Source organism: Psychrobacter sp. SCQQ22 (assembly GCF_015864605.1).
GTDB classification, from domain to species: domain Bacteria; phylum Pseudomonadota; class Gammaproteobacteria; order Pseudomonadales; family Moraxellaceae; genus Psychrobacter; species Psychrobacter fozii.
The window spans coordinates 46,782-61,987 of sequence record NZ_JADYWZ010000009.1; the positions used below are offsets into that span (position 1 = coordinate 46,782).

The 15,206-nt window shown below is 43.0% G+C and carries 12 protein-coding genes; 6 read left to right on the top strand and 6 right to left on the bottom strand.

What is annotated here, in order from left to right; all coding sequences use genetic code 11:
* Positions 1-106 precede the first annotated feature (106 nt).
* The 6 genes from I6E84_RS11770 (at position 107) to I6E84_RS11795 (ending at position 8,975) form a co-directional block, all read left to right on the top strand.
* Complete coding sequence (locus I6E84_RS11770) at positions 107-1,915, top strand: vWA domain-containing protein (protein ID WP_197218159.1); 1,809 nt, start codon at positions 107-109, stop codon at positions 1,913-1,915.
* 349 nt (positions 1,916-2,264) lie between these two features.
* A complete protein-coding gene (locus tag I6E84_RS11775; protein WP_197218160.1) occupies positions 2,265-3,992 on the top strand; it encodes an AMP-binding protein in 1,728 nt (575 codons plus the stop codon).
* Positions 3,993-4,683: 691 nt separating this feature from the next.
* Positions 4,684-6,456: an AMP-binding protein gene (locus I6E84_RS11780; protein ID WP_197218161.1), complete on the top strand. Its 1,773-nt coding sequence runs from the start codon at positions 4,684-4,686 to the stop codon at positions 6,454-6,456.
* Between the two features lie 275 nt (positions 6,457-6,731).
* Entirely contained in the window at positions 6,732-7,448 is a 717-nt protein-coding gene (gene rph / locus I6E84_RS11785) for a ribonuclease PH (RefSeq protein WP_110924083.1), read from the top strand.
* A gap of 124 nt (positions 7,449-7,572) precedes the next feature.
* Complete coding sequence (locus tag I6E84_RS11790) at positions 7,573-8,064, top strand: hypothetical protein (RefSeq protein ID WP_197218162.1); 492 nt, start codon at positions 7,573-7,575, stop codon at positions 8,062-8,064.
* 263 nt (positions 8,065-8,327) lie between these two features.
* The gene (locus tag I6E84_RS11795; protein WP_227681487.1) at positions 8,328-8,975 is read left to right on the top strand and encodes a hypothetical protein; all 648 of its coding nucleotides are present in this window, start codon (positions 8,328-8,330) and stop codon (positions 8,973-8,975) included.
* A 159-nt stretch (positions 8,976-9,134) separates the two neighbouring features.
* Here the strand turns inward: I6E84_RS11795 and hemJ are convergent, their stop codons facing one another.
* The 6 genes from hemJ to serB all read right to left on the bottom strand — a co-directional run bounded on the left by hemJ (position 9,135) and on the right by serB (position 14,798).
* Entirely contained in the window at positions 9,135-9,569 is a 435-nt protein-coding gene (gene hemJ, locus I6E84_RS11800) for a protoporphyrinogen oxidase HemJ (protein ID WP_197218164.1), read from the bottom strand.
* A 146-nt stretch (positions 9,570-9,715) separates the two neighbouring features.
* Positions 9,716-10,867, bottom strand: coding sequence for a biotin synthase BioB (gene bioB / locus I6E84_RS11805; RefSeq protein WP_197102224.1), 1,152 nt, complete (start codon positions 10,865-10,867; stop codon positions 9,716-9,718).
* 209 nt (positions 10,868-11,076) lie between these two features.
* Positions 11,077-11,583: an SCP2 sterol-binding domain-containing protein gene (locus I6E84_RS11810; protein ID WP_197218166.1), complete on the bottom strand. Its 507-nt coding sequence runs from the start codon at positions 11,581-11,583 to the stop codon at positions 11,077-11,079.
* A gap of 168 nt (positions 11,584-11,751) precedes the next feature.
* Positions 11,752-12,153 carry an AciT family ciprofloxacin tolerance protein gene (gene aciT, locus I6E84_RS11815; RefSeq protein ID WP_227681489.1) on the bottom strand — a complete coding sequence of 134 codons (402 nt, stop codon included), beginning with the start codon at positions 12,151-12,153 and terminating at the stop codon, positions 11,752-11,754.
* A gap of 226 nt (positions 12,154-12,379) precedes the next feature.
* The gene (locus I6E84_RS11820) at positions 12,380-13,369 is read right to left on the bottom strand and encodes a DUF368 domain-containing protein (RefSeq protein WP_197218168.1); all 990 of its coding nucleotides are present in this window, start codon (positions 13,367-13,369) and stop codon (positions 12,380-12,382) included.
* 238 nt (positions 13,370-13,607) lie between these two features.
* Positions 13,608-14,798: a phosphoserine phosphatase SerB gene (gene serB / locus I6E84_RS11825; protein ID WP_197218170.1), complete on the bottom strand. Its 1,191-nt coding sequence runs from the start codon at positions 14,796-14,798 to the stop codon at positions 13,608-13,610.
* Positions 14,799-15,206 lie beyond the last annotated feature (408 nt).

Below are 15,206 nucleotides of genomic sequence, written 5' to 3' on the forward strand. Positions count from 1 at the left end.
TGGTTGATAGCTTTTACAAAACAGGTGAAGTATAGTTAATTCAACTTTTGATGACTGTGTTGTCTTTGAAAATTTTGCCATCTGTCTATTATACGGAGTAGTTACTATGTTATCTGCGTCATCTGTCTATCCATCAAGTGCGTTATCGCGTGCGTGCACTTATCATTTAACCAAGCACACGCTGCTGTTGGGTATTATCGCCAGTGTTGGATTGAGTGCTTGTAGCTCACAGCAGACAGTATCTAAGCAGATAGCACCCAAGCCGATGGTAGAAACCTCAAGTAGTACTACGATGAAAAAACCACGCCGTGCAGTTGCAGTATCAAATACGTCACTAGTCTCTGAGATGAGAGCTCCTGACCCTTTCATAATACTGAGAAGCCCAGCATCACCCTCTTCAATATCACCATCTATGGTCAGACCTGAACCCATCGGTATCACGCCAGAAGCCAATGATAACTATCAAAAAAATGAGGCCAATCCTGTACATCGCACGACGGATATGGCGGTCTCTACTTTGTCTATCGATACCGATACGGGCAGCTATGCCAATGTGCGCCGCTATCTAAATGAAGGTCAGTTGCCACCCGTCAATGCGGTACGGGTAGAAGAGTTGATTAACTATTTTAACTATCAGTTTGATGATGGTAAACGCCTCGGTAATGCACCATTTGTCGTCGCCACTGAAGTGGTCGATTCGCCTTGGGATAGAGCCGATCAAGACAACAAGATTGTCAAAGTGGGTATCAAAGCCGTGGATAACAGTTGGTCTAATAAAAGTGCCAATCAAGCCATGCCCGCTGCTAACCTAGTGATTTTGGTAGATGTATCAGGCTCTATGTCATCGCGCGACAAGCTACCATTGGCGCAGTCGTCTCTTAAACTATTGACGGAGCAAATGCGCGCTCAAGACAGCATCAGTATCGTTACTTATTCGGGCAGCACCAGTGTGGCATTGCCTGTGACCAGTGGTGATCAAAAAGCAAAAATACTCACCGCGATTGAGGGGTTAAATGCCTCAGGTTCCACCAACGGAGAAGACGCGTTGAAACTGGCTTATCGTCAAGCTGAGCAAGCGATGAAGAAAGACGGTATCAATCGTATCATGATGCTGACCGATGGCGATTTTAATGTCGGTATCAGTGATGTCGATGATATGCTGGATTTGGTCAAATCCAATCGTGAGCGTGGTATCTCACTATCTACCGTTGGCTTTGGGCGTGGCAATCTCAACGACCATATGATGGAACAAATGGCTGACAATGGTAATGGTAACTACAGTTATATCGATAGTCTGACCGAGGCCAAAAAAGTCTTTGGTGATGAGTTGGCTGCGACCTTTAATACGGTCGCCAAAGATGTAAAAGTACAAATCGAGTTCAACCCTGATGTCGTGAGTGAATGGCGTTTGATTGGCTATGAAAATCGCGTGCTTAATGAGCAAGACTTTAATAATGATAAAGTCGATGCAGGCGAGCTAGGTGCAGGTAAAGCGGTTATCGCACTATTTGAAGTGACACCAAAAGGACAAAAAGGTCTATACAGTGATCGTCGTTATACTGACAGCAATGCCACTGTTAAGGTAAACAGCAAACAGCAAGCCAATGAGCTTGGTTATCTAAAAATTCGCTATAAAGCGCCTACAGGTGATACGTCTAAACTGCTTAGTCAACCAATTAATAATGACAGCCACTCTCTGGACAAAGCCAACGCTGATACTCAGTTTGCAATGGCGGTGGCAGGTTTTGGTCAACGCTTAACTCAAAGTGAGTACATTAATGAGTGGCAATATAATGACAGTACTAAGCTAGCGACAAGTAGTCTCGCCCGTCAGCTAAGCAGTGATAAGGACGGCACTCGCCGTAACTTTGTGACTTTAACAGAACTGGCTAGCGCCCTTGACAGTACAAAGTAATGAACGAGTAACAAACCATAGGGTTTCTATGGATGAATGTTCGCCAATAGAACGCTAAAAACTCATTGGTTTTTAAAGTTAAACATTTGATATAAAACATTTTATTTTCCGTCAAGCCTGTTTGCGAACTCAAGCACCAATCTTTTGTATTGAGTAGTTTGTACAAAGTGTGTATGTTAATAAACAAAGGGCTATTTACCGCTATATTGTTTGCTCAGCACTGTACGATTACGCCGTAGCCTTTGCTTACCACCGTAATGGTCAGCAAAGGCTTGGCATTTCGTATGTTTATCACACTGTGATTAGTATACGCTGACGGTAATGTACTATTACTAGGAGAAAAAAGATTATGGAAAATCAAGTAAATTTTACCCGTCGTGATGATAAAGTTTGGCTAAAAACATATGAAGAGCTTGGGCTGAATTACAACATTGAAATGCCAGCTGACGATACCTCACTCATTGATGTTTTTGAAAAAAGCTTTGCGGATAATAGTGACAAGACTGCCTATATTTGCATGGGTTCATCATTAAGCTTTAAAGAAGTGGATTTGTACAGTCGCCAAATGGCTGCCTATCTACAGTCATTGGGACTGGTCAAAGGTGATAAAGTTGCGGTCATGATGCCCAATATTTTGCAATTACCAATTTCCGTCATTGCAGTACTGCGTGCAGGTTTCACCCTAGTCAACGTCAACCCGTTATATACCACCAGAGAGCTTGAGCATCAACTGACCGATTCAGACGCCAAAGTGCTGATCATGGTCGAAAACTTTGCCAAAACCTATCAAGACATCGGCCGTAGTCTAGTCGATAAAGTCGTGATTACAGGTATGGGCGATTTGATGGGTACGCTCAAAGGATTCATGGTCAATACAGTCGTTCGCCATGTGAAAAAAATGGTGCCTGCCTATAGTATTAGCAACAGCATCACCTTCAAAAGTGCGCTGAGTCATAGCGCTGCGAGTAAATATAAACGCCCAAGCAATATCACGCTCGATGACATCGCCGTCCTACAATATACCGGTGGTACGACCGGTGTGGCAAAAGGCGCGATGCTAACGCACAAAAACTTAGTGGCAAACTTAATTCAATCCAATACCTTTTTGGGCACCGCTTTTGATGATTTCGATCAAAGAGGTGAGCAGCCTGTCATTATGACAGCATTGCCGATGTATCATATTTTCTCATTTACTGTGTGCGGTATGTTTGGTCTATATCGCGGTTGTGTGGTGCTATTAGTACCAAACCCACGTGATCTTGATAGCTTATTAAAAGCATATAAAGCCAATCCACCAGCATTCTTCCCAGCAGTCAACACGTTGTTCAACGCGCTTGCCAATAACGAAGAATTTATCGCGATGGATCATAGCAAGCTGCGTCAGTCAATGGGTGGCGGCATGGCAGTACTGAGTCCAACCGCCGAAAAATGGCGTCAAGTGACAGGCAATATCATTATCCAAGGTTATGGATTGTCTGAAACAGCACCGGTAGCGACCTCTAATCCTAGCAATAGTAAAACATTCACAGGTACTATTGGTGTGCCAATGCCAGCGACTGATGTTGCCATCTTAGATGATGCTGGTAATGAAGTAGAGCTTGGTGAGCGCGGTGAGATTAGTGTTCGTGGCCCACAGGTTATGAAAGGCTACTGGAATCGTGAAGATGCTACCGCCGAAGTGATGACCGCAGACGGATTCTTCCGTACGGGCGACATTGGTATCATGGCTGACAATGGCTACGTGACCATCGTTGATCGTAAAAAAGACATGATTTTGGTGTCTGGCTTTAACGTTTATCCTAACGAAGTCGAAGAAGTCATGGCGGGTCACCCTAAAATTCTAGAGTGCGGTGTCATTGGTATCAGTGACGAAAAGAGCGGCGAGACTCCTAAGATTTATGTCGTGCGCAACGATCCTAGCCTGACCGCTGAAGAAGTATTGGCTTATGGCAAAGAAAACCTAACTGGTTACAAACGCCCTCGTCATGTTGAGTTTATCGATGAATTGCCAAAATCTAATGTGGGTAAAATCCTACGCAAAGATTTGCGATTGCTTGAAGAAAAGAACCATGGCTAATTGATTGATACTCAATACTCGAAAGCTAGTTATGAGTGCTTACAAAGACTCAATGCTCATATAGACTCAGTGCTCATAACTAATCGTAATACAGAGTAGGGTCACCACTAAAAATGATAAGATTGCGTATATGCTATCTTGTCATTTTTTTACGTCTATTTTGTCTTTAAGATGTTGCTAGGGTGAGTCTTCATTGCAAAGCAGTAATCAAATAATAGATATTAAAGTCAAAATAAAACAATGACGCCGACAATATCGAGATATTCATCAGCTATTCGATACGGTTTGGCGAAACCTAGCCACCATTAGCCTAGTCATCGTTAGACTGGATAGATAGTCATCGATTGAGTTGAGGGTAGGCTTTAGTATAGATAGAGAATTTTTGGCAAAACTGCTATAGTGCTTATCAGCGTATAGTTATATTTAACTATAATACGATATGATTTTCGCTCTATATTTCTTGTAAAATCAACTTGGTAGATGTGATTGTTGATTTATCCTTGTTGAGTTATTACACCACTTATCATAGATATAACATTGCGCTTTGATTTACAAATCTTGTGAATAACGAATGCTATTACCTTATCATCGTTTCTTATTCACAAGTTTTTGCTGTCATTGATCAACCACAAAATAATGGTGTTTCCATTAGATTATTCTACGTTTTTAACGGCAACATTTAGGAAAAGTTATGACCGACAGTACCAATAAAAAGACCACAAACAATAATGCTGCGACTAATAATAACGACAGCGCATTTCCTACTATGCCGATGATACCGAGTGATAGTCCATGGTTAGGTACTTATGAGCGCTATGGTATTGCGGCTACTATCGATATGCCGGATGACAGTACTTCTTTACTGGAGGTGTTCGAGCGTAATTTTAGCCGTTATGGCCAAAAGCCTGCTTATATCTGTATGGGTGCATCGATTACCTTTAAGCAATTGGATTTGTTTAGTCGTCAAATTGCCAGCTACTTACAGTCGTTAGGATTGGTCAAGGGTGACAAAGTCGGGGTGATGATGCCTAACCTCCTGCAGTATCCAGTGGTTGCATTGGGTATCATCCGCGCAGGTATGGTGCTGGTCAACGTCAACCCTTTATACACGAGCCGTGAGTTATCGCATCAGCTGCATGATAGTGGCACAAAGGCTTTATTTATCGTAGAGAATTTTGCAAAAACGTATCAAGAAGCAGAAGATAAAGGTCAGGTCGAGCACGTCATCGTTTGTAAGATTGGCGATATGTTAGGCACGATCAAAGGAGCAGTGGTCAACCTCGTTGCGCGCCATATCAAAAAAATGATTCCTGCTTATAGCTTGCCAGAGAGTGTGAGCTTCAAGCACGCCTTGAATGCTGTTTCTGCTAGTAAATATAAGCGTCCTGATTTGAATTTAGGTGACGTGGCATTGCTGCAATATACAGGTGGTACTACAGGTGTGGCTAAAGGGGCAATGCTGTCGCATGGTAATTTAGTGGCTAACATGCTACAGATTAGTGCGTTGATGAACAGTGCATTTGACGATGATGCTGATGCCGATGAGGTTATCTTAACAGCGTTACCGCTCTATCATGTATTCTCATTTATGGTTTGCGGTATGTATGGTATGTACCAAGGCTATGCGGGTTTACTTATCCCGAATCCACGTGATCTTGACGGTCTGATTAAAGAGATGGGCAAATATAAACCATCATTTATTCCTGCGGTAAATACGTTATTCAACGGCTTGGTACACAAAGACAGCTTTGCGGATTTAGACTTTTCTAATCTAAAAGCCTCTATCGGCGGCGGTATGTCGGTACTACCAAGCGTGGCAAAAGAATGGCATAAAATCACAGGTTTGCCTATCGTCGAGGGTTATGGTCTGTCTGAAACCTCGCCAGTGGTTGCTTTTAACCCCATGACCATTGCTGAATTCACAGGCAAGATTGGTATTCCTGCTTCTAGTACAGACGTGATACTGATTGACGATGATGAAAAAGAAGTCGCTCTAGGTGACCGTGGCGAGATCTGTGTCAAAGGCCCGCAGGTGATGATTGGGTATCAAAACCGTCCAGACGAAACAAAGGAAACCTTTACTGCCAATGGTTACCTTAAAACCGGTGATATCGGTATCATGGATGAGAAAGGCTTTATTAAAATCGTTGATCGCAAAAAAGATATGATCTTAGTCTCTGGTTTTAATGTTTATCCAAATGAGATCGAAGAGGCCATGAGCGAGCATCCAGCAGTGGTTGAGTGCGGTGCGATTGGTGTTCCTAACGAAAACCGCGGTGAAGAGCCAAAGTTATTTGTGGTCAAAAAAGGTGAAGTGACAGAGCAAGAGTTACTCGATTTTGGCAAAAAGCAACTGACCGGCTATAAGCGTCCGCGTAGTATTCAGTTCGTTGATGAATTACCAAAATCAAACGTGGGCAAAATCCTGCGTAAAGAATTGCGTAAGATAGAAGGTTTAGAATAAATTTAACACCAAACTTTACTGAAGCAGCGGCGTAATAGCGTGAGTGAATCTTGCTATTGCGCCGCTGTCACGTTAGGATATCTCCATATTTGCGTCTACTAAGGCACGCAGTCGCTATTTGTATTCGAGTTATATTCCTGTATGTCAGTTTTTATGAATTGATATGCGATTAATAAATATACGATAATAAATACTGGTCTGCCATGTAGCGACAACCTCTTATTTTAAGACCATTTTTATCACCCTGCTTTTCAAACATTGTACTAGGAATTTTTATGCGTAATGACAATCGTGAGCTTGACCAACTTCGCTCTATCAGCTTTGAGCGCCATTATACTAAGCATGCCGAAGGGTCAGTGTTAGTGAGCTTTGGCGATACCAAAGTACTATGTACTGCTAGTGTCGAGTCTGGTGTACCGCGCTGGTTGAAAGGCAAAGGCAAAGGTTGGATTACCGCTGAATATGGTATGTTGCCACGTGCGACCAATACCCGTAATCAACGTGAAGCGGCACGCGGCAAGCAATCAGGTCGTACCCAAGAGATTCAGCGTTTAATCGGTCGTAGCCTACGTGCGATGATTGACTTGAGCAAGTTGGGTGAAAATACCATTTATCTTGACTGTGACGTACTGCAAGCTGATGGTGGTACTCGTACCGCTAGCGTAACTGGTGCAGCAATTGCCCTTATTGACGCATTAGAGACGGTTCAAAAAGCCAAAAAACTAAAAGCAGATCCATTGATTGGCTTAGTTGCTGCTGTGTCTGTCGGTATGAAAGATGGTGAAGCGTATCTAGATTTGAATTATGAAGAAGACTCTAGCTGCGATACCGATTTGAACGTCGTTATGACTCAAAAAGGCGAGTTTATCGAGCTGCAAGGTACTGCGGAAGAGAAACCATTCACTCGCGCTCAAGCTGATGACATGCTGATTCTTGCCGAAAAAGGTATTGCCGAATTGATTAAAATGCAGCAAACCGCTTTAGGCTGGTAGTCTGCTTTTGATCTATTATAAACGGTGCTAGTTTTTTAACACTACGACGAGCTCTGACAGATAGTTGGCTTTTAATAGCCCGCTATCTGTTGCCAACTAGATATCTCGCAACAGGTAATGATGCATGCTTAAGCTGACCGACGATGGCGCCAAAATCACCTTACAAGGTCAGTCTCAAACGACTGATAACGGTATGTTTTGGTTTGGCTCTGCCTTATTAGTCGGGGCAGTTGCGGTCGCCTTTGCAATGAGTGTGCTACCTGAGCGCTTGGCTATCGGTGCGTTAGCGTTGCTAATTATTGGCAGTTTTATTTTTAATCGACAACGCCAAAGACATAAAAAAGCCATGGTTGGCGCTATCAGTAGCGGCACACTGTGGGTACGTGCTGGTGAGATGGTGCATGACAATCAAGGTAAGCGCGAGCATATCCATTTGATCGATAGTGACAAGATCACACTGATTGGCGATCAGTTACAGATTGTCGATAGCAGTGACACACGTAAGTACAATATTAGTGGTTTTGAAAGTATCCAAGAAGCAACTGCTGCCAAAGCTATTTTACAAGGCCAAGCATTATCTAAGCGCCATGTTAATATTAAGATGAGTGATAATTAAAAACTATCTCTTTCTACTTGTCCAAATCAAACCTTTCTAAAAGCATATATATTACCTGCCTAGCTTTTAGTGCTATTTTGATTTATCCCTTCTAAATTCGCGTTGTAACGCTACCATCAATCTATAATTTAATACCTTCTGTCATCTATTCAAAATGAATAGTGCTTGCAGACTCACTTCTAAATAGTTTATAAGTAGGGTTGGAAATTCATCCACTACTATTTTTATGCTGTCATTTATATTTTATTGACAAGGAGTCAGTCATGTCGCGTTTGCCTATGTCTAGATCGTCGTCGGTTACCGCGTCGTGCAGTCTTTTATTATTGACCTTTGGTTTGGTTGGCGCAGCTCATGCAGATAGTATGAGCACACTGATCGCTCAAAAATCTGCTCAATCAACGAGCAATACTTCCTATCGTTATCCAGACGTATCTCGTCAAGCGCCCACAGTGCTCCCTGCATTTTTATCCGGTGATTATGACAATATCGATAGTGAATATTTACCGCTATTGAGTAGTGCGGAGACCCAAAGTAGTCTGGCCGCACGTGAAGTTGTCAGTACTGCACGCAAGATGGCCCTAAACGAGCGCACTATCATTCAAGGTGGCTGCTGGGACTATCTGAATGCGGTATTCAAACGGGCAGGAGTGACGCGCGATACCATTCACAAAGGCACTTATGGTCAAGGCCCTTATGCCAATAGTGGCGAGATTGAGGTTGGAGATTGGCTCTATTATATCAATCATGGTTACAATGGTGTCGAGCACAGTGGACTGTTTGTGGGCTGGGTCGATGAGCGTGCCAAGCAAGCGCTAATATTAAGTTATGCGGGAGAAAACCGCCGTGAGCCAGCTCGTTACCGTGTTTATGACTTGAGTAATGTTTATCAAATCATGCGCCCTAGTGTTTAGTATTTAACGTTTGATACCAACTTCAGAAATAGGGTCAGCGGTTTCAGAGTTGTTCAAGCTACTAGAGATAATAGGTCAAAAAAAGCGTCCGTCACTGATAAAGCGGCGGACGCTTTTGGTTTGCGGGTATCAATTATTCTGCTAGTGTTGGCGCTAATTTTAGAAAGGTTTTACCACAACTAAGATGACGATAAATATCAACGCAAACACTGGTATTTCATTAAACCAGCGCCAAAATTTATGGGATTTATAGTGTGGATTATCAATCAGTTTTTTGCGATACAAGCCGCATGCACCATGATAGCCGGATAGTAATACCACTAGCAAGAGCTTAACGTGCAGCCAACCTTGAGTTTTATACACGTCCCAACCTAGACCTAACATCCATAGGCCAAAGACCCATGTCGCTATCATCGATGGCGTCATAATGCCACGATACAGCTTACGCTCCATAATGGTAAAGCGTTCTTGGCTGATAGTGTCATCACTCATCGCATGATAGACAAACAGGCGCGGCAAGTAGAAAATTGCAGCAAACCAGCAAACCATAGAAATAATATGTGCCGCTTTAATCCAGTTAAAATAATCTGCCATTACTTAATCTCTTGTTATCAGCCATTTGAAATGAGGACACACCCTAGGCTTATTTTCATACGCTTTCTATAAGGGCTAATTGATGACACAGCACAAACGCAAGTGCAATGCAGATTATTAATAAATAGTCGCTGCACACCGCCAAACTAGTCAGCCAATACGACTTGTGTTTGATGACCATTCATAGCGTCTAATACAGGCAATACTTTAGGTGCTCTTGGTGCAGCAAACTGCTTTGTTAGGCCAAGCTCACGCATGAGTCTGTCATCGCCTGATTGACTGGCGTTCCCAGTTGTCAGCAGTTTATCACCATAAAAGAACGAATTGGCACCCGCCATAAAGGCCAAGGCTTGCTCAGAATCAGAGAGACTTTCGCGGCCAGCAGATAGACGCACATAGCTAGTCGGGCAGCAAATACGCGCCACGGCAATGGTACGAATCCACTCAAGTACAGACAGCTGACCTTCGGCCAATACTTTGTCGCCGATAGGAGTGCCGGCGATAGGCACGAGCAAGTTGACTGGGATTGACTCTGGCGCTTTTGGCATTTTTAGCAGTTCATGTACCCAATCGATACGGTCATCACGGCTCTCGCCCATACCAACGATATTACCGCTACAGACATTGATGCCTGAGTTGCGTACATTGTCTATCGTATTTAATCGCTCGTCATAGCTGCGCGTGCTGACGACTTGTTCATAATAGCTGCGTGAGGTATCTAGATTATGATTGTAGTAGTCTAATCCGGCATCCGCCAACTGCGTTGCTTGATTGGTATCTAACATACCAAGCGTCATACAGGTCTCAAGCCCTAGCGCTTTTACTTCTTTAACTAATTCAACCACGTAAGGCATGTCTTTTGCACTTGGATGTTTCCATGCTGCACCCATGCAGAAGCGTGACGAGCCACTGTTTTTGGCACGTTTAGCAGCGGCAATGACTTTGTCCACTTCTATGCGTTTTTCTGCTTGTAGTTTTGTTGTATCGCGATGATGACCTGATTGTGAGCAGTAGCCGCAATCTTCAGGGCAGTTACCTGTTTTGATAGATAACAAGGTGCTGATTTGTACTTCATTGGCAGTAAAGTTCGCCCGATGTATCGTTTGTGCTTGTAACAACAAATCCATCAACGGCAAATCAAACAGTGCGGCGATTTCTTCGCGGCTATGCTTATGTGGAGTCGGTTGATTGGCATCGGTGGCTAAACTGGCCAAAAAATCATCGCTACTGTTTTGATGATTGAGTGTCTCAGTGTGGCTATCGGCATTGGGTTCTGAGATGTTAAGTAATCCTGCCATGAGATAAATCCTTTTATAACGGTATTGGGTACATCTAAATGTTTTTGTGTTTTTAAAATAATAAAAAAGGCTGCGATATAGTATACCGTAACCTTTTTAGAAAATCAGAGTGCTGCTAAATAGTATTTATATTGAATACAATAAAGTAGGTCAATAGCAACTATTTGCTAATCAATTTGCTATTTAACGTTCTAATTATTTGTATCTGGTTATTTGCCCAGTTTGTGCTTGGCAACACCAATCCAATGGTTTGCAAAGTTTTGTGCTTTATAAGCATAAGGCTTGGCTTTGTCCAGATAAGGCTTGCACTCTTCTGGCACCGCTGGAACGATATGCTTGGCAAGCTTATTAAACCACATCATGAGGCTATAGTCGCCCTCGATGCTTAAATTTCCTTCTTGAACCGCTGTCATAAAGGCTGGAAGATTACCTTTGGTCAATAGCTTAACACCAGTCATAGAGTCTTTAAAGTTGATAGTCAGGTCTGCTGCTTTTGCATGACCACTATACTGGTTGAAGCTCCCATTATCAAAGACAAAATAACGAGCGATATCCGCTTCAGTGCTGGCAAGCTCAATCGTGACATTACGATCAGCGAATAGCTTTTGGACAGCGTCATCGTCGCTATCAGCTAGCATAGATAGACGGTAACCGATCACAGCCAATAACACGTCTAAAGGATCAGACTTAATATCTAGAACAGGAATAGTAAACATAATCGAACTCCTAAAAATGAGACGCAAAATAATGCGTACTTTATAACAATTTTTGCGACAAATATATAACTACATTATAAACGATGGATAGGTTGTTATTCTTTAGGAGTTACGTAGAGAGCGTTAAGTATCTTGTAACATTCGATGACGTCAGCATGATTGACTACATTAGTGAAAGCGCGGTTGGTAGTCATCATCGTAGACAGGCGTATGTTCGATATAACGTGCAGCCTCTAACTCACGCTGTAGCTGAACCGATTGACTGACGTCCTCATAACGAAGCGCTCGATACAATACCCAAGCCGCTAGAGGCAGCCAGCTGATACCCATGGCGATGATATAGCTGTGCCAGTCTGATAATTCTGACAGCATCAGCCAACTTGATAGTATGCTGTGGATGACTTCTACGCCTAGCCAATATGCCATACCGCCAAATAGATATAATAGCAGCCAGCGCTGTGACGAGAAGGCGAGTGCCGCTATTATCACTGCCAATAAGCCGTAACCAAGTAAAGCAGCATTGCTCCATGCCGCTATGTCGATAAAAGAAAATATAGTTAGTAACATCATTCATCTCGCTATTCATAAGGTGAATTCCAATAAGACCATTATGAAAGTTTGCGAGGCAAAGCTAAAGAGGGTACAGGCGAGTTTGCGACAACCGATGACGTTTGGTTTTTTAGCGTATTTTGATGATTTTCTATTGCAGATTTGGAGAGTAAGCGCCATAAGGATTGGCGCTTATTTTTAGAGAGGAATAAGATGTTTTTTAATTAATAGCGACTAAACGTTGTTATTAATGATGGTTATTACGCTTGCCCCACCACGATAAAAGCGATACCAACACAGCACCTAATAACATCAACCCCAGTGTGCTGAGCCAATGAGGACCAGTAGGGTAGTGCCATGGCATGACGTTGTTTATTGCTTCGTTATCTAAGGTGTTCAAGATATCTACTTTCCACGGCCATATCTTCATCAAAGAGCCAGCGATAAAGCCGGTGAGTAAGGCTAACGTTGCTTGATAGTAGCGAGCCAATAGCCATTTTAATGCGTGGGTGAACAGTAAAAGTCCAGTGACCATACCAGCCATAAGCGTAAAAATAACCGTAAAGTTGAGGGTATGCACGGCTTCTAATACTGTGTCATAAGCGCCCAATAATAATAGGATAAAGGAACCTGATATACCCGGCAATATCATGGCACAAATCGCGATTGCCCCTGCAAAAAACAAATAAGGCAAGCTTGGCGTGGTGGTGAGTAATGGCAAACTACTGATAACCACGGCACTGACGAGACCGATGCCAAATAAGACAATACGTCCTATGTTCCAACGCTTAATTTCAGTTAATAATATAAATATGGTTGCAACAACCAATCCAAAGAAGAACGACCAAATCAGCAGTGGTTGATTGTCTAGCAAGTACTTAATCATGCCCGCCAAAGTAGCAAAGCTGGTGGCGATACCTAATAACAGGAATAATAAAAATGTCGCATCGACCTGTCGCCACACCGCAAGCAAACCTTTGATACCACCTTCCTTTCGGAATATCTGCCAGAGCTTGGGTCCAATACTGCCAAGTGCATTAATCAATCGCTCATAAATACCAGCAATCAGCGCAATAGTACCGCCAGAGACGCCAGGTACGATATCGGCTGCACCCATGGCCATTCCTTTGATATAGACGCCTAGTAGCTGTTTTGGGTTGTCAGTATTAGTAACACTGCCATCTAATGGTTGCGGTGCTGACGACTCGCTTGGTTTGGATGATTGGGGTGCCGTCATGGACAGTCCTTGATTGATTTAAAATGAGCGTTGAAAGTGAGTGGTAATGGTTAGATTAAAGTTTAGTTAGACTGAAATCATGCTCAGGCAGCAATGTTAACAGTAGTTCTATCAAAGTAGCAGCATCGCTAGATTTTTTCATCAATAAAACATAGAAGCTAGAAGCTAGAAGTATAAAAGCTAGATCAATGACAAAGGCATTAACCTAGCTTTTTACAGTGTTTCTAGTTTTTAGACATTATTTGGTAGGGACAAGCGCTGGATAGCCAAGTGCATAAAGCGTGCCTTCAAGACCAGTCACATTTACCGCGGCATCAGCACGTGCTTGGACGATAGGTTTTGCGTGATAGGCAACCCCTAGATCAGCGATGGCCATCATCGGCAAGTCATTAGCACCGTCACCAATACAGACCACCTGTGACATATCAATGCCTAAGCGCTCTGCCGTGTGTTCGACGATGGCGGCTTTTTTGGCACCATTGACGATAGGTAATTGCACGTGACCTGTCACCATGCCTTCGTCAATATCTAAAAAGTTGGCATGAACTTCGTCAATGCCCAACTGCTCTGCGATATAGCGGGCAAAATAGGTAAATCCGCCTGATACCAATACAGTGTGATAACCCAATGCTTTGAGCGCACTGATCGTGGTGCGTGCGCCTACTGATAAAGTTAAGCGGCTACAAATATCATCCAGTACGTCAATTGGAATGTCTTTTAATAGTGCCACACGTTTGGCAAAAGATTCGTCAAAATCGATCTCACCGCGCATCGCCGATTCAGTGATGGCGGCAACTTCTTCACCGATACCTGCTGTTTTGGCCAGCTCAACGATGACTTCCTGCTCGATTAAGGTGGAGTCCATATCAAAGCAGGCAAGCTTGTGGGTACGTAGCATATGACCAACAGATAAGATATGGCAATCAACGACATTCAAGTTATCCGTACTATCAGCACTGCTCGTACTCTTATACGCTTCAGCCAAATCATGACGCAAGCGTCTGGTCAGCTGGTCATCAATGATGTGAGCGGCAGCGGTTTTTTTGGCGGGGTGCATGAGCGTATCGGTGACTGGTACCAGTAGATAGCGGAATACTTGTGTCTGTGTAAAAGGAAGGCGCTGTGCATTTCCGTCTGTTGGTTCTGTATCAGAGACAGTGATATTCACAAAACTTGCATCGGTATCTTCAGCGACAGTGACTAGATGCCAGTTCGGCTGCTCATCGACCCAAGACTGCACATATTGATGAATATCAAGGGTTGATACTTTGGTCGGTAGTACCACAATTAGCGCAAAAACAGGTAGGGACTGTAGCGCGTCAAAATCCTGTAGATCAGTACCATCAGGTAGGAGCGAGGCAATAGAGTCAACGGCTTGTTGCCATGCTTTGCTGTCTTTTGGTAACGAATAAGATGTATTGTTTGGCATGGCTTAATTGTCCCTTGTATGCTCGTATAAGATTGGGAATAATAGCAGCTTTCCTCGGCAGCGCCTATAGATGACATGCAAAGTATCACGGTTAACTAAAAAGGGCTGTACCAGACAGAAAAGCGTTTGAAATTGAATGTTATTATTATGACAAATTTATAAAGCTGCTAACGCTATAAGGTTTATTATGGTGATATAGTAGATAGGATAAGCGAGTTGCATTTATGATAATGTGTTCAGTCATAACAAGTCTACTATGCGGTCGTTTATCCTATAGTCATTCCACTATAAAAGTATGACAGCGTTAACCTCGCTTGAAGTATCGCATATACATCTACACTCGGTTGCCTTGTACTACTTTTGAATTGAATCGACTATAAGTGATGGTTTACCCAGATATACGTTATA